This is a genomic window from Thalassococcus sp. (assembly GCF_982780845.1).
In genome coordinates this window covers 95,529-116,896 of sequence record NZ_CEYADA010000005.1, presented here as the reverse complement: position 1 = coordinate 116,896, position 21,368 = coordinate 95,529, and the positions used below count along the sequence as shown (strand labels likewise).

Sequence of the window (21,368 nt, the reverse complement as noted above, 5' to 3'; positions counted from 1 at the left end):
AAAAACCCGGCCTACCAACGCAATCCCAAAAGGGATGACTTGAGATGACCGCCGCAGTCGCCAAACCAAAGGCGGTCAACATATGGAGAGAGAACATGAAATTCACGACTTCTGCAATGGCCCTAATCTTGTCTGCCACTGCCGCCCTGGCGGAAGACAAAGTCACGATCGATTTCGCTTACCCTTACAGCCACCTGTTTGACGTAACCTACGAAGCGATGATGCCTGGGTTCTACGAAGCGCATCCAAACATCGAGGTTAACTTCCGCGCGACGTACGAATCCTACGAAGACGGGACAAACACCATCCTGCGCGAAGCGGTGTCCGGTAACCTTCCAGACGTGACGATGCAGGGTCTGAACCGTCAGCAAATCCTTGTTGAAAAAGGCATCGCCAAATCTCTTGAGCCCTTCATCGCGGGCGAAGCGGACTTTGAGAAAGACGGCTACCACGACGCGATGCTGTCGCTGTCCACATTCGGTGACAATGTACACGGCCTGCCGTTTTCCGTGTCCCTGCCCGTCGGCTACTACAACATGGACATTCTACGCGCAGGCGGTATCGAAGAGCTGCCGCAGACATGGGACGACGTGATCGCGGCCTGCAAGACCATGAAGGCCAACGGCATCGACAACCCTATCTTCTGGGGCTGGAACATCACCGGTAACTGGTTCATGCAGGCGCTTTTGTGGTCGCAGGACAAGGCTATCGTCGAAGACGGCCGCGTCACCATGGACAGCCCCGAGGCGCTGATCGCGCTGGAGCAGATGCAGGAAATCTTCACCGAATGCGAGATGCAGAACCTTGAGTGGAAGGCCGCGCTGGCGTCCTTCTCGGCCGGTGAGATCGGCATGATGTTCTGGTCCACCTCTGCTCTGGGCGCGGTTGAGCGCAGCCAGGGTGATTTCGAACTGGTCACGGGCCCCTTCCCCGGTCTGGACGGCGCGCCGTTGGGTCTGCCCGCGGGCGGCAACGCTGCAATGCTGACCTCGACCTCCGAAGATCCCGCCGTGCGTGAGGCTGCCTGGACATGGCTCAAGTACATCACCTCGGGCGAAGGCGCGGCCGAAGTGGCCAAAACCACGGGCTATATGCCGCCGAACAAGGCCGCGAACGAGATCATCCTCGCCGATTTCTACGATCAGAACCCGAACAAGCAGACCGCCGTAGATCAGCTGCCGCTGCTGCGCGACTGGCTGGCCTATCCGGGCGACAATGGTCTGGCGATCACGCAAGTGATTTACGACGGCATCGAGCGCATCGTCACCGGCGACGCCACCGACATGAAAGAGCTGCAACAAGAGCTGGCCGAAGAAATCGCTGACCTGTTGCCAAACGGTTAACCACAAACGCGGCCGTCGGCTTTTGCTAGCGGCCGCCTCCTATTTAGAAGGGCCGAGCAGATGAAAATCGTCCATATTTCCGACATCCACTTTACCGTTCCCGGCGAACGAATGGGCGGGCTAAACCCGCACAAACGGCTAGCCCAAGCACTCAATGATGTGAACGAAAATCATTCTGACGCTGCGCGTATCGTGATCACAGGTGACTTGACCCACTGGGCAGAGCACGAGGCTTATGCAGCCCTGCGCGATGTGCTGGCCGAGCAGGCTATCCCCGTCCGTCTATTGGTGGGAAATCATGACAACCGCGAAACCTTCCTCTCGGTTTTTCCGGAGCAAGAAACGGATGCACATGGTTACGTGAATTATTCGGAAGTGGTTGGGGACAGCTGTTTCATCTATCTAGATAGCACTCAACCGTTGACGCATGCTGGCCATTTTGGGCCTGATCGCTGCGCTTGGTTACAGGCCGAACTTGAAAAAGCGACACACGCGCGCATTTTCCTGCATCACAACCCGATGGAGATCAAACTGCCTGCCGAAGATCAAATCGCCCTGGTCGCCGAAGATCGCCCAAGGTTACGGGCTTTACTTGAAACCTATAAAGCCAAAATCGACTATATTCATTTTGGTCATGTGCATGCCCCAATCCATGGAACCTATTGCGGCATTCCATTTTCAAGCGTGCCGTCCACCTGCAACCAATCCTACCCGGACATGAAAGAAACCAAGTTGCTGGCCGGTGGCCCTATGGAGCCCGCGTATCATGTACTTCTGATCCAAGAGCGCGACACCATCATTCACCAGATCCCGTTTAACTGGGACGGTCCACTGTTCGCGACTGGTGCAGAATGGGAAGACTGGTCTAAACCAGTAGCCGCACAATGACGTCAGCAAGAACCTCTTGTCTTTCGAATTGAAGCAAGGCGAAGGAGCAGAGGTTCGCCTTTTATATTTTTGCACGCACTCTGAATCGAATGTTTTCAGGCTAGCCGACTTGTCGGCCTTGACTCCAAACCCCACGCAAAATGGGTTTGTCGTCAAAGGTTCGTACACGGAGCAGATCCCCACGCAAGCCAGTCTCCAAGGCACCACGATCTGTCAACTTGGCAGCTTTCGCAGGATTTCGCGTCACTGTCGAAACGGCACGGGACAAGTTGCCCCAGACCTTCGCAAGCTCGAATGCCGAGAGCAAAAGTCCTGCGGGCACGTAGTCTGAGGATACAATGTCCAAAAGACCTGCCGATGCAAGTTCAATGGCTGCGACGTTGCCTGAATGAGAGCCGCCTCTGATTAAATTCGGCGCCCCCATCATGACCGCGATGCCGTGCTCTGTACAGGCTTCGGCTGCCTCAACTGTGGTCGGAAACTCTGCAAAGTTGACACCGTTTTCCGACGAGGTCGCGACGTGTTCGGCGGTTGTATCATCGTGGCTGGCGAGCACGGCGCCCAACCGTTTTGCCTCGGCCAAGGCGCCGGCTTCGTGTTTCGCCCCAAACTGATTTTGTAGGTTCAGCAAATTAGCCACGTGCGCTTTGAATTCTTCGTCATTCATACCGCGCTTTTTCGCAACATAGGTCTTAAGCGCGCTCAGGTCGCGGAACTGGCGTTGATACGGCGTGTGATCCATAAGACTAACAATGCCCACACGATCTTCTGGGCTAAAGCGGGCCAATTCTTCGAGCAGCGTTTGGGAACAAATCTCTGCGCGAAGGTGAATAAAGTGACTGATTTTGAACACGCCCTGAGCGCGCGCGGCCAGCAATTCATCCGCGACCGTTCGGGCATATTCACCATAGCCGCCTTTGCCACTGGTATGGATCGAGCCAACGCGCAGCGCGTCAAATACGGTGGTGATCCCTGTTGAGGCAAGCTCGGCATCATGGGCCAAAAGCGCAGGAAGGTGCGGCCAATCTACATCCGGGCGCGGTTCAAGGTGCCGCTCGAGATTGTCTGTGTGCAGTTCTACCAACCCAGGCAGGACATAGTCTCCCTCACAGTCAATCGCGCCCGACGGGATGTCCCCACCCTCGGTGATCTCCGTGATCACGCCGCTTTCAACAGTAATCGACCCGCGCACCACTTGGTCGCTGAGAACCAATTTTGCATTTGCGAGGCAAATATCACTCACCTGCGCGGCGTCGCCAGAATTCGGAAGATTAGTGTGATCGATGGGAGAATTCATGGTTAACTCTTCTTGAAAATATTGGCGTTTGGTTGTTTTTCCGGAGGCCGGGACCAAGTCAGCGCGCCGCATTTGATCTGATCTACTTAGGGGATGTGACAGCGCTGTGACGCCCTGTCTGACTGGTCTTCTGCCGCGCCGGCCTGTTCATTGCGAAACCTTTTCAAGCTTCAAAAGCGCAAGTGCCTGCAACACGGTTGCATCCAGTTCCGCTTCATTTGCGAGATGAACCACTTCCAATCCTTCAGGCAGAGGTTTATCCGCTTGCTTGAGACGTTTTTCAATCTGCGCGTCGGTTTCGCGGCCTCGGGCACGTAGGCGATTTGCGAGCACCTCAGGCGATGCCGTGATGTTGAGGACCTGAAAGGTATCAAACGCTTCGGCACCTCTAAGAAGCGCTGAGCGCGAGAAATTCGCGAGGCAGGTTTGGCCCACGGCCAACTTGGCCTTTACGCTCTGAGGGATCGCATAAAACAAATCATGGGCGCCCCAATGGACAGCAAACTCCCCCAGCTCAGCACGGCGTTCGAACTCGGGCACTGTCACCGCAGTATAGTCTTCACCGCCAAGTTCAGGCGCGCGGGTAATCACACGTTTGACGAGATGCACCTCAGGACAGGCCGCTTTTATGCCCATCATGACACTATCTTTGCCAACTCCAGATGGGCCAACGACGGCAATGAGACATCCCCGTCTCATGCGGCTTGTCCTCTGGTGAACTCCGTCACATCAATTTCCCGATCACAAACCCGCTCACGCGCCGCCTCGTCGTGAAAAATCCCAATGATGGCAGCGCCGCGCGTTTTGGCCTCTTCGATGAGGGACAAGACAACCTCGCGATTTGCGGCATCCAAACTGGCAGTCGGCTCATCTAGCAGCATGGCGGGATAGCTATGGGCGAAGCCGCGGGCGATATTTACGCGCTGCTGCTCGCCGCCCGAAAACGTTGTTGGCGACAAGGACCAGAGGCGCTCAGGGATGTTCAGCTTCGACAAAAGCTCTTCGGCACGCGCGGTTGCCTCTTCGGTCGTTGCGCCAACCGCACGCAAAGGCTCGGAGACAACATCAATCGTTGGCACGCGCGGCACAACCCGCAGGAATTGGCTGACATAGCCCAGCACCTCACGGCGCAGAGCGATAACCTCGCGCGGCTCAGCTTTGACCAAATCCGTTTCGCCGATCTTAATCTCACCCGCTTGGGTCAAGTAGTTGCCATAGATCATCCGCATCAATGTGGATTTCCCCGCCCCCGACGCGCCAGTGAGCGCCACGCACTCACCCCGAGAGACGCTCAGCGAAACACCCGAAAGCACATTGATCACAGCGCTACCCTGATTGTGCAAAGTGAAGGTTTTGGAAACGTTGTTCAGTTCAATCATGGCTCACACCTGCAAAACAGAGCTGACAAGAAGTTGGCTATAGGCATGCTGTGGATCATCGAGCACCTGGTCCGTGAGACCTGCTTCGACCACGTGACCTGACTTCATAACCATCAAGCGATCCGCCAGAAGGCGCACAACGGCAAGGTCGTGGGTGACAATGATCGCAGACAATCCCATGTCGCGGACCAATCCCCGCACCAGATCCAGCAAACGGGCCTGGACAGAAACATCAAGGCCCCCCGTCGGCTCATCCATGAACACAAGGCGCGGGCCGGTGACGAGGTTCCGTGCGATTTGCAAACGCTGCTGCATCCCGCCTGAAAAGGTGGTCGGACGGTCATCAACGCGATCCGCGCTGATCTCGACCCGCTCGAGCCAATCGGTGGCCTTTCCGCGAATATCCCCGTAGTTGCGCGCGCCAACGGCCATGAGCCTCTCGCCCACATTGCCGCCCGCGCTGACCCCCATGCGCAGACCGTCCCGCGCATGTTGATGCACAAAGGCCCAGTCTGTGCGGCTGAGCATGCGCCGCTCTGGTTCGGACATTTGAACCGTATCGCGTGGTCCATCGGCGCGGGTATCAAACACCACTTCGCCCTGATCAGGCGCGAGATGCCCCGCCATACAGTTGAGCAAAGTCGATTTGCCGGAGCCGGATTCTCCAACGATGCCCATGACCTCGCCCGGGTAGAGATCAAAGCTCACATCCTTGCAGCCAATATGAGCGCCGTAGAATTTTGAGAGGCTTTTGACGGACAAAAGCGGTTGATCTGCGCAGCTCATCACAACACCTCCAATGTCGGTTTGGTCATGGTGGTTGCAGCCATCTGATCTGTCGCCGCCATTGCGCCGACATATCCTTTGGCGCGGCGTCCCTCGCAGTAGTCCGTGTCTGAACACACAAACATGCGCCCGCCCTCATCATCCACAATGACCTCGTCGAGATAGCTGTCTTCGGCCCCGCACAGACCACAAGGGTGATCTGCTTTCGAGGCTTCAAAAGGGTGGTCCTCAAAGTCGAGGCTCACGGCCTTTGTGTAAGGCGGCAAGGCATAGATTCGCTGTTCACGGCCCGCGCCAAACAGCTGGATCGCTGCCATGTCACCCAATTTCGGGTTGTCAAACTTCGGGATCGGAGAGGGGTCCATCACGTAGCGATCCTCGACCTTGACCGGATAGGCGTAAGACGTCGCGATATGGCCGTGACGCGAAATATCCTCGTAGAGTTTTACATGCATGAGGCCATATTCCTCGAGGCTATGCATCTTGCGCGTTTCACTTTCGCGCGGCTCCAAAAAGCGCAAAGGCTCGGGAATAGGAACTTGGTAAACAAGGATTTGATCCTCGGTCAAACCCTCTTCGGGGATGCGGTGGCGCGTTTGAATGACTGTCGCTTCAGACGTGCGCGTGGTGGTTTTGACCTGCGCGGTTTTTTCAAAGAACGTGCGGATAGACACAGCATTGGTCGTATCATCAGCGCCTTGATCTATGACCTTGAAGGTATCTTCGGGGTGCAGCACCGCCGCAGACACCTGAACGCCCCCCGTGCCCCAGCCATAGGGCATCGGCATCTCACGGCTGGCGAAGGGTACTTGGTAGCCCGGAATGGCCAGCCCCTTGAGGATCGCACGGCGGATCATCCGTTTTGTTTGTTCGTCCAAATAGGCAAAATTGTAGGCGCTCTCGCTCATAGCAGCCCCCTCTGTTTGAGACCCTGCGCGAGCGCGTCTGGCCCTGTAAAATGAATTGCGTCCATGCCCGCGGTCCGCGCGCCGACACAGTTGTGAAGCCCGTCGTCGATAAAGACGCAGTCACTGGCCTCCACCCCCGCCAAGTCGCAGAAGTGCTGGAAGATTTGAACGCTTGGTTTGATCATGCCGACTTGCCCAGACACGACCGTCGTCTCGAAAACCTCGGCAATCTCTGGATGCGCTTTGCAGCCCTCGGGCCAGGTTTCAGCGGACCAATTTGTGATGGCAAAAACGCGCACGCCTTCATTTTTGAGAGTGTAAAGAATGTCCCAAGTGCCTTGGATTTTATGCGGCACCGTCTTTGTGTAGCGCTCGACATATTGGCGCAGGCGCTCTGCGTCTTCGGGATCATCTATCAGGCGCGAAGCCTGTTCAAAACGTGCGCCAGCATCACAGGCCAGGTTCAATTTCTCGAAAGAAACCCGTTTCAAAAACGCCTCGGTTTCCGCCTTGCCCAAGTCATCAGCCCATGCCAAAGCAGGCTGCCAATCTATCAAAACCGCGCCAATGTCAAAAATGACATGTTTCATTCGGCGGCCTCCTGCGCGGTATTTTCCATCGCTTCGCGACGCAGTTTGCGCACTAGCTCGAGCTCGGATTGGAAATCCACATAATGCGGCAGCTTGATGTGTTCGAGAAAGCCCGTCGCTTGGATATTGTCCGCGTGATAGAGAACAAATTCCGCATCTTGCGCAGGGGCACCAACGAAGTCTTCCCCCAGTTCTTCCCAGCGGAGCGCGCGATCTACAAGCGCCATGGAAATCGCTTTACGCTCGGTCTGACCAAAGACCAGCCCATAGCCACGGGTGAACTGGGGAGGCTCGGTTTTAGACCCTGTGAACTGGTTCACAGTTTCGCATTCCGTGACCGTCACCTCTCCTATATCGATCGCAAAACCCAGCTCTGGGATGTCCATTTCAACGGGAACGCTACCGATGCGCAATTCACCAACAAATGCGTGGTTACGGGCGTAGCCACGCTGGGTGGAATAAGCGAGGCCCAAAGTGAACCCCTCGTCTGAGCGGGTGAGCGCTTGCAACCGCAGCGCGCGATCTGCCGGCATTTCAAGCGGCTCACGCGTCAAATCGGGCGGCACGCTTTCGTCACGTGGCGCTTCCTCCATCAAACCTTCGCCATTGAGAAACTCGGCAACATGCGGCACATCAGAGCGCTTCGTCGCGCGCGTCGGCGCCTCTGGCGTCTCCCCATCGGCTTCAAGTTTGAAGTCCAGCAAACGGTGTGTGTAGTCGAATGTTGGGCCTAAAACCTGCCCCCCTGGCAAATCCTTAAAGGTCGCCGAAATGCGGCGGTCACAGGCCATCACCCCTGTTTCAATCGGCTCGGACGCGCCAAAACGCGGCAGTGTGGTGCGGTACGCCCGAATGAGAAAAATCGCCTCGATCAGGTCCCCCCGCGCTTGTTTGATCGCCAAGGCCGCAAGGTCCGGATCATAGAGCGATCCTTCGGCCATCACGCGGTTCACGGCAAGTGCGAGTTGCTCTCGGATCTGCGCAATCGACAGCTCGGTCACAGATGGATCGCCGCGCCTCTCTTCGGCCAGCCAAGCATGGGCATTTGCGATCGCGGCCTCGCCGCCTTTGACTGCAACATACATTTAGGACACCTCCGTCGATCTGGGTAGAGCCGCGACCTGATCGCCGCAGGTGAAAATGAAATCGAGGCCAAGCGGGAACTGCCCATGGTTCGTTTGAAATGCCGCTGTTTCGGGCAAGGACAACGCTGCGGTTGTTTGTATGCCCGGGCCGGTCAAGGTTGCGCCCGCTGCCTCAAGGCTGGGCAATTCGACGATCAAGGTCGCAGAACGGTCCGGATATTCCGAGGTCCCGATTTGGTATTGGGACAGCTCTCCCAAATCTTCCCAGCGTCCGAGCACAAAGTCCGCATGATGAGGGCCTACAATTGGCGCGCCTGTGTGGAACGCGAGCCATGCGCGCACCGCGTCGCAATCGGCAGGGCCTGCCAGATGAACTGATGTGTCAGGATCGCAAAGCGTGAGCAAAACAGCGCCCGCAGCAGGTGACAACGGCGCGGGCGGCAGAGCACCCATGATGTCGTAGATGCGGCCCGGCCGCGCCATGGCTTCCATGACCGAGCGAAAGGCTTGGGCCGCGTCTATCGCGGGATTGGCAAAGCCTCCTGAAAGAACGTCGGCGTCCATCAATCCTCTCCTCTGACCATGGTGAAAAATTCAACTTTCGTGGCCGCAGCTTTTTCAGCGCGCTTTTGTTTTTGCGCAGCAATTTCCTTGGCAATCGGGTCGAGAATGGCGGTCTGGACTAGCGTGGCCTGATCGGTCTGCATCAACGCATCGACAAGGGCCGCAGCCGTTGCGTCCTCTTTTCGGCGTCCCTGTATATAGGCGTGACCAACCTCACCTGAGCTCAACTTGAGCGCGCAGCGTGTGAGGGTCATTTCACCTAAATTAAATGGCGCACCTGTCGCGCCAGCACGGCCGCGCACCATAGCGCTACCGATCTCGGGCGCGCGCAGCCACGTAAAATCCGGGCGCTGGGTTGCGGCGTTCAAAAGCTCTGAAACGCGCCCCTCAGGTGCCTTTGCCAAGAGGCTCATCCAGATTTTTCGCGGGTTTTCCGCCTCTACAGTATCTTTCATGTCGACAACTTTGCGCCTTCCTATACAACTATACACATCTTACCGAAGAGCTTGATTCACTGCGATAAGAGTTTTGTGAAACTTCCGTGACGCCGCGTTGAAAAAATGAGGTCGCTTTGAGTAAGACACCGATTTGGAAGGCCATTGCCAATGCCCTGCGCGAAGACATTTCAGAGAAGCGCTATGGAGAGGGGGACAAGCTGCCAACAGAGGCAGCTCTGGCCGATCGCTTTGGGGTCAATCGCCATACGGTGCGCCACGGAATTTCCGCACTGGTGGACGAAGGGCTGCTACGCTCCCGCCGCGGCTCGGGCGTTTTTGTCTCGGCGCGCCCGACTGATTACCCTCTCGGAAAACGCGTGCGCTTTCATGAAAATCTGATTGCTGCGGGGCGTTCGCCGCTACGGAAATTGCTCCATTTAGAAACGCGATTTGCCACCGAAGGCGAAGCCATAGCATTGGACATTGCCCAAGGAGATCCGGTCTGCGCCTATCATGGGCTATCCTTTGCAGATGAGCAGCCGATTGCCTTGTTCGAGAGCCTGTTTCCGCTCGAACGTTTGCCCGAGATCGAGACGGCTTTACGCACGATCAACAGCGTTACAAAAGCACTCACCCATGTTGGGGTCGAGGATTATACACGTGCCTCAACGCGGCTGACGGCGGTCCGCGCCACCACAACGCAAGCGCTGCATCTCAATCTGAGCGAAGGCGATCCCTTACTCAAATCGACCAGCGTGAACGTGGATGCGACGGGGCGCCCTGTTGAATACGGCCGCACGTATTTTGCCGGCGACCGCGTCACGCTCACCTTGGAAAACTAGCCTTCGTATTTCTCCAAGAACTCTTCGACGGGCAGCTTGCGAAAATCATCGAGCGTTTCACGCAGCCGCTCGTGCGGCCAATCCCACCATGCCAAAGCGATGATCCGCTCGGCGATCTCGCGCGGCTGACGCAGCCGCAACACCTTAGCCGGTGTGCCCGCAACGATCGTATAGGGTTCGACATCTTTGGTCACGACAGCGCCTGAGGCGACGACCACGCCATGGCCAAGCGTGACTTCCGGTTTGATCATCGCTCCCGCACCAATCCATGTATCATGGCCGACATAGGCGAGCCGTGACTTCCGGTGCGCAAAGAAATCGGGATCGGCCTCAGCGTCATCCCAATAGTCATCGGAGCGATATAGAAAATGGTGACAAGACGCTGTGTGTAGCGGATGGTCCGTCGCGCCAATACGCGTAAACGCCGCGATATTGGAGAACTTGCCAATCCGCGCGTTGGCGATGTCTGCGTAGCGATCACAATAGGAATAGTCGCCAAAATGCGCATTATTGAGACGGCTGCCCTGCCCCACTTCAGTGTAGGCGCCAAATTCACTGCCTGTGATATGGCAATCGGGATGGATGAAGGGTTCGGTTGGTTTGAGGCGGGCCATCAATCTTTCTTTCCGATGAGTTTGTGACGCAACCAACCAGAGAATTGGTCCATCAGCATCACGAGCAAGATCACCAAGATGATGTAGTAAGTGACCTCTTCCCAGTCTTTTTGCGTGTAGATCGCCTGGGTCAGCAGAAGACCGATCCCGCCACCTGTGATCGCTCCAATGATGGTCGCGCTGCGGGTACTGGATTCAAGCGAGAAAAGAATTTGGGACAGGAAGATTGGTGTCACTTGAGGGATCACGCCGAAACGGTAGCGCTGGATCGTCTTTGCCCCTGTCGATTCAACGCCTTCGATCTGCTTCTTGTCGACGTTTTCGAGCGATTCCGAAAACATTTTGCCAAAGGTCCCCGTGTCTGTGATCAATATCGCCAAGGTACCCGTGAGCACACCGGGCCCAAAGGCACGCGATAGGATGATGGTAAAAATCAAGCTGTCGACGCCGCGGATAAAGTCAAAGACGCGGCGGACGGCGAAACGGATCGGGCCAAGCGGCGTAAAGTTCTTTGCGGCAAGGAAGGCGAGAGGCAAGGCGATCATCGCCGCACCCATAGTGCCCAGAAAGGCCATGAGCAGAGTTTCAAAGATCGCCCATGCAACCTCGGAATGACGCCACATCGGGTTTTCCCAAAAATCATGCCAAGCGCCTGCGATGTTCGACCGCGTTGGATCAATCTGGTCACCAAAGAGGATACTGAACACCCCATGTCCATGATATGGGCTCGAGAGCGTAAAGAAGAACAGTTCCCAGCCGATGAAATAGTTGAAGGCCTCGGTTTTGTTCCGCGTAAACGTCACACGGCCATCTGGCAGGGTAACGTCCAAACGGGACCTGGAAAGCGAGACCCATTCGGGCAGGTTGTTCGGATCCAGATTAGTGACAACAGCGCGGCCATCCATGCGGGCTTCTACAGGGCCGAAATCGGGCACATCAACGCGCAGTTCATTGCCCGGCAAGAAATGAGCAACCAAACCGCCATCGAGATCCACGCTGATGGTCTGAGTTTCCCCTCCTGAAACCCATGTGGGCCGCTGCCCTTCTGGATAGTCACCTTTGCGCTCACCTTCGACGCTGTAAGAAATCTCGCCATTACGGTTGTCACGTGTGACCAAAACCTTGTGGGAATACATATCCGAGATCAGGACGCGTGCGTTTTCCATACGTGCCCGCTCGGCAAGTCCAAGAATATCAAAGGCAAAGAACACATAGACGAGATAGGCGAGGATCACCGCAGGCACGGCAAAACCAAACAGGCGCTTGCGGGCAAAAAGCCGGTCTGCGTTTTGATAGTAGTCGGCAGCAGCCATATCAGTGCCCTCCCTTGGAGATCAAACGGTCACGCACGTAGCTGGAGAGTTGATCGAAAACGACGATGGTGGCGAACAGCAGGATGAAGATCGCAGCTGCATCATCATATTTCCCCTGCCCCCAGGACATGGCATTTTTGAGCTCGTACCCAATGCCACCTGCGCCGACAAAGCCCAGGATCGCTGAGGCGCGAATGTTAATTTCGAACCGCAGGATCGCGTAGGAAAAATAGTTCGGCGCAACTTGCGGCATCACGCCCAGCCACATGCGCTGGGTCCAGGTCGCCCCCACCGAAGAGAGACCTTCAATGGGTTTCAAATCGGCGTTCTCATTGACCTCAGAAAACAGTTTGCCAAGCGACCCCGCCGTATGAAAAGCAATCGCGATCATCGCAGGCACTGGGCCGCCGCCCAAGATAAAGATCAGGACAAGCGCGATCACGATCTCGGGGAACGCACGCAAAATATCCATGATGCGGCGCACTGGACCAATGAGGGCTGGGTATTTTGCCAGACCCCGGGTCGCAAAAAGCGAAAGAAGAATAGCAAGCATAGACCCGAGCAACGTGGAGACCGCCGCGATATTGATCGTCTCGATCAAGGACGGGAAATAGGTCGCGAAATGCGTGGGCAATTGATCGAGCTTTGGCAAAGTGTCTTTCCAGACATCTTTGGGGAAATCAAAAATATTTGGGATACCTTGCCAAAACCCGCCGGCGTTCCGACTGTCCGCCAACATAAAGCCAGAGACCATAACGAGCGCAAAAAGACTGAGCGCTGCACCGCCATAGAGGCGTTTGCGTCTCACCATTTCCATGTAGTTCGATTGGATGGAGGCTGTGGACATATCCGTCATTTCTGGTCCCCGCTGCAGTCTTTGCAGTATGTTTCGTGGCATCGCTACGCTGCGCACGAAAAAGGCCCCGCGCATATGCGCGGGGCCAGAATTATCAGCTGCTTACTGAGACTTCAGCTTGCGTGCTGCGATGATGGAGAGATACGCATCATGTGTGATCGACTTGAAGCCGAGCGTGTCGCCTGCCGCGATGTTGTAGGCGCATTCAGGATCGTTCTCATACATGTCGTCGATGAGTGTTGTCATCTTCGCTTTCACGTCTGCAGGGAGAGCTTTGCGAAGAACAACTGGACCTTCTGGGATCTCTTTGGAGCGCCAGATTTCTGTCAGATCGTTCATATCGACGAGACCTGCGTCAACCGCCTTGCGAAGCGCACCGGAGTTGAAGCCGTCTTCCCATGCGCCTTGACCGTCTGCCCAAGTCACCCCGCCGTCGATGTCGCCGTTGTTTACGGCAACGATTGTTTGCTCATGGCCACCTGTGAATTTCACTTCTTTGAAGTACTCACCGGATTCCATTGTGATGCCGTCTTTATATGTCGGGATTTCGATGGATGGGATGAGGTAGCCAGATGTGGAGTTCGGGTCACCGAAACCGAAGACCTTGCCTTCCATTGCGTCGATGCTGTCGATGCCGCTGTCTTTGCGTGCGAAACCGATGGAGTAGTAACCGATGGAACCGTCGAGGTTCACTTTCACAAGAACAGGCTCAACCGCTTCTGGGTCGGACAGATATGTTTTCGCGTAGCCGGATGCGCCGAGCCATGCGTAGTCGATGGTGCCGCCGAGAAGGCCTTCGATCACACCGGCGTAGTCTGCTGGCGCGAAAACTTTTACAGGAACACCGAGCGCTTCTTCTGTGTAGTTCTTAAGACACTCGTGAGATGTCATGCGGTCCTGCGCGTTTTCGCCGCCAAGGATACCGATACGGAATTCAGAGATTGTGTCCTCTGCAAAGGCCGCAGAGCTCAGGGAAGTCGTTACAACAAGTGCAAGTGCAAGTGTCTTTTTCATCGTGTGTCTCCGTTAGATGAAGGGTCCCGCGAGATGCGGAGTGGCAGCTGGCTCAGGCAAACTCTTTTTGTCTGTCCAGTGTTTCGATCTCGGTTGATGTGGCGGCTTCTGAAAAATCAGCGCCAGCTCCGTAGATGTCTCGTGCAACGCCAGTGGTCAGTTGCTCAGGCGCGCCATCAAACACGATACGCCCGTCGCGCATGCCGATCACACGGTCGCAATACCGGCGTGCTGTATCGAGGGTGTGCAGGTTTGCGATGACCATGCGGCCGTCTTCTTCGTGAATTTGACGCAAGGATTGCATTACGATCTGCGCATTCATCGGATCGAGCGAGGCAATCGGTTCGTCCGCAAGAATTATCTTGGGGTCTTGCATCAAGGCGCGGGCGATCGCGACGCGCTGTTGCTGACCACCGGACAGGGCTTCTGCGCGCTTGGGCGCTTGTTCCGCGATGCCAAGACGGTCGAGAATGTCGATTGCTTTGTGAATGTCGTCCTGAGGATAGAGGTTGAACATCGTCGACAAAGTGGACCGGCGGTTCAACGTGCCATGGAGAACGTTGGACACAACATCCATACGCGGCACGAGGTTAAACTGTTGAAAGATCATCGCGCAGCGGGACTGCCAATTGCGTTTGGCCGCGCCGCGCAAATGGGTCACGTCTTCGCCTTCATAGACAATCGACCCGCTGGTGGCGTCACTCAAACGGTTGAGCATGCGCAACATCGTCGATTTACCTGCGCCCGATCGCCCAATGATGCCAATCATCATCGGTTTATCGACGTGAATGTTCGCAGAATCGACAGCGATTTTCTCGCCGAATTGCTTTGTCAGTGCGTCTATTGACAGCATTCTTACCCCCGAATTTGGCGGGGTTCTACGGGCGCTTCGCGAAACAAATGCTAAATTTTTGATTCATAATCTTAAAAGTTTTACGTCGCATTTGTGACGGCTGGTCGCATTTTGCACATTGAGCTCGCGCCCATGGCCATTGCGCTACGCGGAATTATCCACAGCCTGTCATGTTTTTGTTACAATTCTCACCACCTCGGGCTAAACTGTCTCTATGCGGATATTTCGTGCACTCTTTCTGGTGATCACAGTGGCGCTACCAAACGTGGCTCAGGCCAATTTGGGAGATATTAAATGTGACGACACTGCACGCCTTCGCACAACATTGACCGGTCCCCTGGGCGCTCAGCGTCAGGCGGGCGGCTTTCGTGATCCAGAAACAATGCTTGAAATTTGGGTGACTCGGCGAAATGGCGATTGGATGATCGTACAAAACTACGCCAACGGCACCTCATGCATTGTTGCGATGGGTGAATACTGGGAAGAGGCGCCCAAGGACCCCACTCTTTAAACCTACGCAAATTGGGGAGGTGCGCCGCTAGAAACGCGTCACCCGCAACATGTGAACTGCTCACAAGCTCCCGTTACTGCCGCTAGTTCAAATCCAATATTTCAGACGCATCCTACCATCGAATGACAGCTTTGGTGAAAGCAAGGTCAAAACCAAATCTGCAGCCAAGGTCGGCTTCCCGCCCGTACTGCTCGTGTCCGTGTGGTTTCTCGAGGCCGATACCAAAGGCAAGTACTGGCCAGTAAGCATCATTCGACGAATGTCTGTTTGCGGAGTTGGCATTAGGCGTTCCTGTTTCCCCTTCTCCCACCTTAGAAGTCAATCCATAGATGGCACTGAAATTCATCACTCCGCAATTTTTTGGTCGGAGAAACTATTCGATAACGTCGTCGTAGCCATTGGGGGTAGTTTTTCTGGGCACTGCCCGTCGCTTCGTCGCTTTTTTACGCTCGCGATGTTCATCCACCAGGTCCTCGCCCCGTTCATACTCGTCGGTCCCTGGAACGAAATCTCGAAGAAGGTAACCCAACATTAGTTCTCTTTCTTCGAACCCGAATTCGCTTTCGTTTTTGCCAGCTTTCTCAAACTGCTCGAAGATATCAAACACGCGCTCTTCGGACAGATGTTTGTAGTGGCGGATCATCACTTCTTCATTTTCATGCCCCATGTTCATAGACCAAGCTTTGTGCTCGTCAGGCTCCTTGCAAATTGCCAAGCTGTGGCTCCCAATGCAGTGTTTCGCTGAATGCGGAGTGATGTGTTTCTGAAGAAGCTCAGAACCCACCTCAAATGCTTTAGAGATTGCATGCGTGGTAGCCATGACGGGAACATTGCCCCTTTGAGTATATGACCCACGTGTTACAAGAAATCTTTCTTCAGGGAACATCGCATCCTCGCTGGAGAACCCTAAACCAAGCAACTCCTCTTTCCATTCGCATACGACCTCTGCAAAAATCTCGGGCAATGGGAAGAATTTGATCCGCAGACTTTTTCCGTTTTTCGTCCTGGAGGTTTTTGCGTCCTGCACAACAATCCGGGCCGACCGCTCAAGATGTTTGACCCGCAAGGAGGTGACAGTATCAGCGCGCAGTGCCGCCAGGAACGCAATTGCAACCATCGCACGATCCCGACGCTCTTTCATGGTCCGGCAAGGCATGCGCTCGATCAATTGCACGGCCTCCGCTACAGACGGTACATAGCGCTCCCGCTCACTCAAGACTGCCGCATCGAACTTTTTGGGCAGGGCTAAATAGCTGGGTAAAGATTTGTTCAGACCTTGATAGCCCTTTTGCTCAACCAACCACTCCAGAAACGATTTTAGATGAGAAGCTCGATGGCGAACGGTCGAAATGCTGAGTTGCTTCTCATTGCTCGGATCAACACTCATTTTGAGGCTATCGCGAAAGCCGACGACATGCTCTTTACTGATTTTCGAAAATTCCTTGCCACCGCAAAAAGCCTCAAACAGACGGATGGCCGCCAGCTTTGCTGAGATAGTTTTATGATCCCAGCAGCCAGCAAACTGCAACCACTCATGCAGGATGCGGTCGTTCACTTTATCTAAGAACTGAGAACCGGTCAGGCGCTCATTACCACCACCAACTGGAACTCGTTCGTTTTCTTCGTCTAACGAGGCCAAGCTTGTATTGGTATCGACGCAGTACATTATCTTGTCGCAATCCCTCTCATTCACTTGCTTAGCGAGCACACCTAAGCAGTCCGGGCACTGACCCCAGATGCTAATTCTCCCGTCGCTTGAGGAGTCTGAACTGACAGATTGGGGATCCGGAAACACACGCCCTTTGCAGGAGAAGCATTTAAACTGACCAAGACGCAATTTCACATTGCTGTCCACGCGCCGTTCCTTATGAAACCGCTTCACTTCAGCGCCGTTAAAAACGGATGGCACGCCATTGTCAGACTTTCGCAAACCGTCCTTGACCCAGTTTGAGACAGTGTTTGGATGCACTCCGTAGAGTCTGGCAAGGCCTTCCGTCGTGTATACCCAGTCCTTCTTGGGACGGACTTTCTTGTAGGAGCGGCTCATTTGAACCCGCCCTTGCGAGTCTTGCTACCTGATGGTCCCAAGACCCTTTTGGCCTCATACACGCTCCGCTTGGCGGCAAGATGCTCAAAATTCTGTAGTTGTTCGGCCTTCCATCGGCTTGTCCCGGCGGAAAGCTTGATTGGTTCTGGAAAGATGGGGTCGTTTTTCACCCAACGCCACACCGTCGCCTCTCCAACACTATAGCGCCGCGCGACTTCTTTAACGGTCAGGAACTTGAACGCCTGATCAGTAACCTCAGGACATTTCTTACTCCTTAGCTTACGTCTCCGCTGCTTGGCAGCTTTTGGAGGCAGATCAGTTTGGCAATCAGTGCCAAACAGGTCTCGAACAGCGCTTTGGGGATCAATTGTTGAGCGGCCCATCGACGTCACCGCTGTTTTGCTGGATCGACGCGATTTGCCGCCAGCCAAGAGTTCAGATCAGCGCCGCGATAGATGATCTTTCGCCCCAGGCGGTAGAAGGCTGGGCCTTTCATCTTATGACGCCACTGCGCCAGTTTTTGACGGTCACCAATAATATCGAGTTCAGGGTCGCCGAGAAGGTAGTTACGATCTTCTTCGAAAAGTTTTGGCATCTTTGAAGTTCTTTCCACTGCGTTGAATGTGCAGGGATTAGATACTCAGCTGCTTATGTAGAAAGGCAGTCCCCGATTTTGAAATCGGGGACCACAACACCCTGATTCATATACGAAAGTTATTTGTTCACTTGGGGAAACATAGGGGTTGGCGGTACCTTGGGGACAGGTCTCAGAAAGCCTGCGGCGAATCCGTTCTGCCCAAAAGAGCACAGAGACAAGAGGCTCAGACAATTCTTCACAGATATCCATCGCCATTCCCAGATGGACCACTCCGCGATACGTTCCCCAGCTTTTGCGAACCGTATCCTTGTCGCGTGCGCCACTAACCTTGTGCGCTTTCCCTACCTCAGTAACCTGATACAGAATTCCACTACGGGTCTGAACGCCCTCGAATTTTCCTTTTTGGATAGAGAGATCAATCAGTTTCCTTGCTTGCTCAGCGATGTTCAATCGCCGTTCGTTCATATCTTCGTACTGCCTAGAAACGCGCGAGAACTCATAGACTGCATTGTCGCGCTCCGGTGCCGTCTCAGCCACCCAATTTACAAGTTCTAGATTTCTTGGGTCCTGAACCCATTCGGGGCCAGGATTCTCATGCAGGTTTTGCAGGCGCGCCGCGACAACCTCATGTTTTACGTATCGGATGGCCGTCAACCTTTTCTCAAGAGTCTCCGCGCTCAAAGCAATGCGAAAGAGTTCTAAGAATAAGAGTTCCTGCTCGTTGATTGGCACCCTGTGCATTATTCACCTTCCAACCTGCGATTGGATGCAACATATTGAGACCAATCACTCATCAATACACGACGCTTTTCCAAAAGGTCAGATCGAGCGTAGGCCCGCTCCACGTCATTGCCAATTGTATGGGCCAAGCTTTTCTCGGCCACTTCGCGCGGTACGTTTGCAACCTCTGCAGCCCAATCCCGAAACGTCGATCGAAACCCGTGCACTGTCACGCCCTCAGCATTGATGCGGCGCAACAACATCAGCATCGCCATGTTTGACAAAGGCCGGTGCCGTTTTTGGCCTTCGAACACATATTCCGAGCGCATCGCCTTCAGCGGTGCAATGATCGAGAGCATCTCGTCCGTCAACGGCACCCGATGCTCTACCCTTGTCTTCATTCGGTCAGCGGGGCAGACCCATATCTTGTTATTAAAATCAATCTCCTCCCAGCGCATTCCCAGCACTTCTCCAGTGCGTGACCCTGACAAACAGGTGAACATCAGGGCCTTGGCCGCCATAGCTTTTCGCCCACAAAGGTCTGCATAGAAGGCAGGGACATCCTGCCAGCTCATCGCCTTGTGATGCTTGGGCTTGGCCTTAACCCTAGGCAAGACTTGCGAGTCCTTGATTATGGAAACGGGATTTTCCCCAGTTCGAAACCCTTTGGAACGCGCGACATCCAGCACGATCTTGATCCGTTGAGACAACCGCCTGGCAGTTTCATGTTTCTCGGTCCAGATTGGTGAAAGACAAATCATGACTTCGGGCTGGCCAATACTGTCGATCGGCATGCGCCCGATTTTGGGGAACGCATACTCTCGCAAGGTGTTAATCCACTGCTGCCCGTGTTTGGCGTTCTTCCAAGTAGGCATTCGGTCAATGTGGACCTGCTGAGCTACTTCCTCGAAGGTTGGCACTTCCTGATGCTCATTGAAGCGCGGGTTCATGCCTTGCTTTGCCATGCGCCGGTATTCGAGTGCACGTTCTCGGGCCTGATTGAGCGGCACTAGATCCGCACTACCCAAACCGAAATCCGTCCGGAGTGGCGCGCCATTTTTATTCTTCTTCCCTTTCACCACCACACGCACAATCCAGCGTCGCGCACCGGATGGGTCAACTACGAGATAAAGGCCATTGCCGTCCCCATGACGCCCAGCGCCTAGATTCTCAACCAGCTTCTTTGTCAGCTTTCCAGAAAGGGCCATCGCCTTCATACCACATTTCATACCACTCAACGTACAAAAATAGATACAAGCGAGAGAATTTCAACACAAAGCTACAAGCTCTAAAAACTCAATAAAAACAAAAAATAAGGCCGCTGAAAGCGACCCAACTGACTTAAACAAAAGTGTATAATGGCGGAGACGAAGTCCGTATAACCTTCGGTCTAGCAGTGCCGGATCAGTTCGCAGGAGTTCAATTTACTATAAACAAAACAATGGGATAAATTCGCACCCTGCTATTGCGGTTCGCGCACGTTCGCTCTAAATCATGTTGAAGTGTGGGAACAAATGTGGGAACGATATGCCCCTGAGCGCGCGGAAAGTAGAGACGGCAGGTCCCGGACGGCATGGCGATGGGCGCGGGCTATTCCTGTATGTGAAACCCTCTGGCGCGCGGTCTTGGGTTCTGCGCTATCAGGTGCAGGGGCGGCGGCGAGACCTAGGGCTTGGAGCCTATCCCGACGTGAGCCTCGCGATGGCGCGGGATCGAGCGGCGGATGCGCGACGTCTCATTGCCGAAGGCGAGGACCCGATTTCGCAAAAACAGCAGGCAAAGCCAAAGACATTCCGCGAAGCAGCGCTTGAACTCATTGAAAGCAAACGTCCCGGCTGGAAGAATGCCAAACACGCCGCGCAATGGACCTCGACTTTGGAGGCCTATGTGTTCCCAAAGATCGGCGCGGTGCAGGTCGCCAAGATCGAAACGGCGGATGTGATTTCAACACTCACCCCGATCTGGGCGGCGAAGCCTGAAACTGCAAACCGGGTTCGGCAACGGATCGAAGCGGTGATCGACTACGCCTCCGCACTGGGTATTCGGTCGGGCGACAATCCGGCGCGCTGGCGCGGTCACCTTGACCACCTCTTGCCGAAGCCCAAGAAAATCCGCGCAGTCAAACATCATCCGGCTTTGCCTCACGCCCAAATTGCGGCTTTCATGGGTGATCTTGCGAACCGCGAAGGCGTTGCCGCTCGGGCGCTGGCGTTTACCATCCTGACGGCGGCACGTTCCGGTGAAACGCGCGGCATGACGTGGGGCGAAGTCGATCTGGACGCGAAGGTCTGGACCATTCCAGCGGGTCGAATGAAAGCAGCAAAGGAACATCGAGTTCCCTTGACCGACGAAGCCTTAGCCTTACTTGGTCAGCGCGTCGAAGGCACGCCCGACGACGCGCTGGTCTTTCGCAGCGAGGCAAAACCCGGCAAGCCGATTTCCGACATGAGCATGACCGCCGTTTTGCGTAGAATGGACCGCGCCGACATAACCGTCCACGGCTTCCGCTCCACATTCCGAGATTGGGCGGGCGAGACCACCGGCTTCCCCCGCGAAGTGATCGAAGCCGCGCTGGCACATGGCATCAAGGACAAGGCGGAAGCCGCCTATGCCCGGTCTGACCTATTCGACAAGCGGCGCAAGTTAATGGAGACTTGGGCTGCGCGTTCAACGGCAAGCAGTGGAGATGGGAAGATTGTTGTTTTTTCCAACTGAATTCCATC

At 55.0% G+C, this 21,368-nt stretch carries 23 protein-coding genes; 4 read left to right on the top strand and 19 right to left on the bottom strand.

Annotation, left to right across the window (positions count from 1 at the left end):
• Window positions 1-95: 95 nt before the first annotated feature.
• Together AC4FIA_RS07455 and AC4FIA_RS07450 are read left to right on the top strand one after the other, a co-directional pair.
• Window positions 96-1,343 (top strand): extracellular solute-binding protein, encoded by a 1,248-nt coding sequence (locus AC4FIA_RS07455; RefSeq protein WP_490365328.1) that lies wholly within the window; start codon window positions 96-98, stop codon window positions 1,341-1,343.
• Window positions 1,344-1,403: 60 nt separating this feature from the next.
• Window positions 1,404-2,231 (top strand): metallophosphoesterase, encoded by an 828-nt coding sequence (locus AC4FIA_RS07450; RefSeq protein ID WP_490365327.1) that lies wholly within the window; start codon window positions 1,404-1,406, stop codon window positions 2,229-2,231.
• A gap of 100 nt (window positions 2,232-2,331) precedes the next feature.
• On the opposite strand, the gene AC4FIA_RS07445 is transcribed toward AC4FIA_RS07450, so the two are convergent.
• The 9 genes from AC4FIA_RS07445 to phnG form a co-directional block, all read right to left on the bottom strand.
• Window positions 2,332-3,528, bottom strand: a complete 1,197-nt coding sequence (locus AC4FIA_RS07445) for an alpha-D-ribose 1-methylphosphonate 5-triphosphate diphosphatase (RefSeq protein ID WP_490365427.1) — start codon at window positions 3,526-3,528, stop codon at window positions 2,332-2,334.
• Between the two features lie 147 nt (window positions 3,529-3,675).
• Complete coding sequence (phnN, locus tag AC4FIA_RS07440; RefSeq protein WP_490365326.1) at window positions 3,676-4,227, bottom strand: phosphonate metabolism protein/1,5-bisphosphokinase (PRPP-forming) PhnN; 552 nt, start codon at window positions 4,225-4,227, stop codon at window positions 3,676-3,678.
• Window positions 4,224-4,907 carry a phosphonate C-P lyase system protein PhnL gene (gene phnL / locus AC4FIA_RS07435; RefSeq protein WP_490365325.1) on the bottom strand — a complete coding sequence of 228 codons (684 nt, stop codon included), beginning with the start codon at window positions 4,905-4,907 and terminating at the stop codon, window positions 4,224-4,226. Before phnL ends, phnN begins: the two co-directional genes overlap by 4 nt.
• A 3-nt stretch (window positions 4,908-4,910) precedes the next feature.
• The gene (gene phnK / locus AC4FIA_RS07430; protein ID WP_490365324.1) at window positions 4,911-5,693 is read right to left on the bottom strand and encodes a phosphonate C-P lyase system protein PhnK; all 783 of its coding nucleotides are present in this window, start codon (window positions 5,691-5,693) and stop codon (window positions 4,911-4,913) included.
• Window positions 5,693-6,601, bottom strand: coding sequence for an alpha-D-ribose 1-methylphosphonate 5-phosphate C-P-lyase PhnJ (locus AC4FIA_RS07425; RefSeq protein WP_490365323.1), 909 nt, complete (start codon window positions 6,599-6,601; stop codon window positions 5,693-5,695). Before AC4FIA_RS07425 ends, phnK begins: the two co-directional genes overlap by 1 nt.
• On the bottom strand, window positions 6,598-7,137 hold the full coding sequence (locus AC4FIA_RS07420) for an HAD-IA family hydrolase (protein ID WP_490365322.1): 540 nt from the start codon (window positions 7,135-7,137) through the stop codon (window positions 6,598-6,600). The genes AC4FIA_RS07425 and AC4FIA_RS07420 overlap by 4 nt, the downstream gene beginning before the upstream one ends.
• A gap of 50 nt (window positions 7,138-7,187) precedes the next feature.
• A complete protein-coding gene (locus tag AC4FIA_RS07415; protein WP_490365321.1) occupies window positions 7,188-8,276 on the bottom strand; it encodes a carbon-phosphorus lyase complex subunit in 1,089 nt (362 codons plus the stop codon).
• Window positions 8,277-8,840, bottom strand: coding sequence for a phosphonate C-P lyase system protein PhnH (gene phnH, locus AC4FIA_RS07410; protein WP_490365320.1), 564 nt, complete (start codon window positions 8,838-8,840; stop codon window positions 8,277-8,279).
• Window positions 8,840-9,295 (bottom strand): phosphonate C-P lyase system protein PhnG, encoded by a 456-nt coding sequence (phnG, locus tag AC4FIA_RS07405; RefSeq protein ID WP_490365319.1) that lies wholly within the window; start codon window positions 9,293-9,295, stop codon window positions 8,840-8,842. Before phnG ends, phnH begins: the two co-directional genes overlap by 1 nt.
• A 116-nt stretch (window positions 9,296-9,411) precedes the next feature.
• Between phnG and phnF the strand changes: the two genes are divergently transcribed.
• Entirely contained in the window at window positions 9,412-10,119 is a 708-nt protein-coding gene (phnF, locus tag AC4FIA_RS07400; protein ID WP_490365318.1) for a phosphonate metabolism transcriptional regulator PhnF, read from the top strand.
• Here phnF and AC4FIA_RS07395 read toward each other — a convergent pair.
• The 10 genes from AC4FIA_RS07395 to AC4FIA_RS07350 all read right to left on the bottom strand — a co-directional run bounded on the left by AC4FIA_RS07395 (window position 10,116) and on the right by AC4FIA_RS07350 (window position 19,862).
• On the bottom strand, window positions 10,116-10,733 hold the full coding sequence (locus AC4FIA_RS07395) for an LbetaH domain-containing protein (protein WP_490365317.1): 618 nt from the start codon (window positions 10,731-10,733) through the stop codon (window positions 10,116-10,118). The genes phnF and AC4FIA_RS07395 overlap by 4 nt on opposite strands.
• Complete coding sequence (gene phnE / locus AC4FIA_RS07390; protein ID WP_490365316.1) at window positions 10,733-12,046, bottom strand: phosphonate ABC transporter, permease protein PhnE; 1,314 nt, start codon at window positions 12,044-12,046, stop codon at window positions 10,733-10,735. The genes AC4FIA_RS07395 and phnE (AC4FIA_RS07390) overlap by 1 nt, the downstream gene beginning before the upstream one ends.
• 1 nt (window position 12,047) lies before the next feature.
• Window positions 12,048-12,902, bottom strand: coding sequence for a phosphonate ABC transporter, permease protein PhnE (gene phnE, locus AC4FIA_RS07385; RefSeq protein ID WP_490365315.1), 855 nt, complete (start codon window positions 12,900-12,902; stop codon window positions 12,048-12,050).
• 102 nt (window positions 12,903-13,004) lie between these two features.
• A complete protein-coding gene (phnD, locus tag AC4FIA_RS07380) occupies window positions 13,005-13,916 on the bottom strand; it encodes a phosphonate ABC transporter substrate-binding protein (protein WP_490365314.1) in 912 nt (303 codons plus the stop codon).
• 52 nt (window positions 13,917-13,968) lie between these two features.
• Complete coding sequence (phnC, locus tag AC4FIA_RS07375) at window positions 13,969-14,769, bottom strand: phosphonate ABC transporter ATP-binding protein (protein WP_490365313.1); 801 nt, start codon at window positions 14,767-14,769, stop codon at window positions 13,969-13,971.
• Between the two features lie 884 nt (window positions 14,770-15,653).
• Window positions 15,654-17,327, bottom strand: coding sequence for a site-specific integrase (locus AC4FIA_RS07370; protein WP_490365312.1), 1,674 nt, complete (start codon window positions 17,325-17,327; stop codon window positions 15,654-15,656).
• Window positions 17,324-17,710, bottom strand: coding sequence for a helix-turn-helix transcriptional regulator (locus AC4FIA_RS07365; protein ID WP_490365311.1), 387 nt, complete (start codon window positions 17,708-17,710; stop codon window positions 17,324-17,326). Before AC4FIA_RS07365 ends, AC4FIA_RS07370 begins: the two co-directional genes overlap by 4 nt.
• Window positions 17,711-17,715: 5 nt before the next feature.
• Window positions 17,716-17,922, bottom strand: a complete 207-nt coding sequence (locus AC4FIA_RS07360) for a MerR family transcriptional regulator (RefSeq protein ID WP_490365310.1) — start codon at window positions 17,920-17,922, stop codon at window positions 17,716-17,718.
• A 45-nt stretch (window positions 17,923-17,967) separates the two neighbouring features.
• Window positions 17,968-18,657, bottom strand: coding sequence for a hypothetical protein (locus AC4FIA_RS07355; protein ID WP_490365309.1), 690 nt, complete (start codon window positions 18,655-18,657; stop codon window positions 17,968-17,970).
• Window positions 18,658-18,665: 8 nt separating this feature from the next.
• Window positions 18,666-19,862, bottom strand: coding sequence for a tyrosine-type recombinase/integrase (locus tag AC4FIA_RS07350; protein ID WP_490365308.1), 1,197 nt, complete (start codon window positions 19,860-19,862; stop codon window positions 18,666-18,668).
• Window positions 19,863-20,139: 277 nt separating this feature from the next.
• Here AC4FIA_RS07350 and AC4FIA_RS07345 point away from each other — a divergent pair, with 277 nt between their 5' ends.
• Window positions 20,140-21,360 carry a tyrosine-type recombinase/integrase gene (locus AC4FIA_RS07345; protein ID WP_490365307.1) on the top strand — a complete coding sequence of 407 codons (1,221 nt, stop codon included), beginning with the start codon at window positions 20,140-20,142 and terminating at the stop codon, window positions 21,358-21,360.
• Window positions 21,361-21,368: the final 8 nt, after the last annotated feature.

Excerpts from the sequence above, each read along its gene's own strand:
- AC4FIA_RS07455 (WP_490365328.1), top strand. The coding sequence starts at position 96 with ATGAAATTCACGACTTCTGCAATGGCCCTAATCTTGTCTGCCACTGCC.
- AC4FIA_RS07450 (WP_490365327.1), top strand. The coding sequence starts at position 1,404 with ATGAAAATCGTCCATATTTCCGACATCCACTTTACCGTTCCCGGCGAA.
- AC4FIA_RS07445 (WP_490365427.1), bottom strand. The coding sequence starts at position 3,528 with ATGAATTCTCCCATCGATCACACTAATCTTCCGAATTCTGGCGACGCC.
- phnN (WP_490365326.1), bottom strand. The coding sequence starts at position 4,227 with ATGAGACGGGGATGTCTCATTGCCGTCGTTGGCCCATCTGGAGTTGGC.
- phnL (WP_490365325.1), bottom strand. The coding sequence starts at position 4,907 with ATGATTGAACTGAACAACGTTTCCAAAACCTTCACTTTGCACAATCAG.
- phnK (WP_490365324.1), bottom strand. The coding sequence starts at position 5,693 with ATGAGCTGCGCAGATCAACCGCTTTTGTCCGTCAAAAGCCTCTCAAAA.
- AC4FIA_RS07425 (WP_490365323.1), bottom strand. The coding sequence starts at position 6,601 with ATGAGCGAGAGCGCCTACAATTTTGCCTATTTGGACGAACAAACAAAA.
- AC4FIA_RS07415 (WP_490365321.1), bottom strand. The coding sequence starts at position 8,276 with ATGTATGTTGCAGTCAAAGGCGGCGAGGCCGCGATCGCAAATGCCCAT.
- phnH (WP_490365320.1), bottom strand. The coding sequence starts at position 8,840 with ATGGACGCCGACGTTCTTTCAGGAGGCTTTGCCAATCCCGCGATAGAC.
- phnG (WP_490365319.1), bottom strand. The coding sequence starts at position 9,295 with ATGAAAGATACTGTAGAGGCGGAAAACCCGCGAAAAATCTGGATGAGC.
- AC4FIA_RS07395 (WP_490365317.1), bottom strand. The coding sequence starts at position 10,733 with ATGGCCCGCCTCAAACCAACCGAACCCTTCATCCATCCCGATTGCCAT.
- phnE (WP_490365316.1), bottom strand. The coding sequence starts at position 12,046 with ATGGCTGCTGCCGACTACTATCAAAACGCAGACCGGCTTTTTGCCCGC.
- phnE (WP_490365315.1), bottom strand. The coding sequence starts at position 12,902 with ATGACGGATATGTCCACAGCCTCCATCCAATCGAACTACATGGAAATG.
- phnD (WP_490365314.1), bottom strand. The coding sequence starts at position 13,916 with ATGAAAAAGACACTTGCACTTGCACTTGTTGTAACGACTTCCCTGAGC.
- phnC (WP_490365313.1), bottom strand. The coding sequence starts at position 14,769 with ATGCTGTCAATAGACGCACTGACAAAGCAATTCGGCGAGAAAATCGCT.
- AC4FIA_RS07370 (WP_490365312.1), bottom strand. The coding sequence starts at position 17,327 with ATGAGCCGCTCCTACAAGAAAGTCCGTCCCAAGAAGGACTGGGTATAC.
- AC4FIA_RS07365 (WP_490365311.1), bottom strand. The coding sequence starts at position 17,710 with ATGGGCCGCTCAACAATTGATCCCCAAAGCGCTGTTCGAGACCTGTTT.
- AC4FIA_RS07360 (WP_490365310.1), bottom strand. The coding sequence starts at position 17,922 with ATGCCAAAACTTTTCGAAGAAGATCGTAACTACCTTCTCGGCGACCCT.
- AC4FIA_RS07350 (WP_490365308.1), bottom strand. The coding sequence starts at position 19,862 with ATGAAGGCGATGGCCCTTTCTGGAAAGCTGACAAAGAAGCTGGTTGAG.
- AC4FIA_RS07345 (WP_490365307.1), top strand. The coding sequence starts at position 20,140 with ATGTTGAAGTGTGGGAACAAATGTGGGAACGATATGCCCCTGAGCGCG.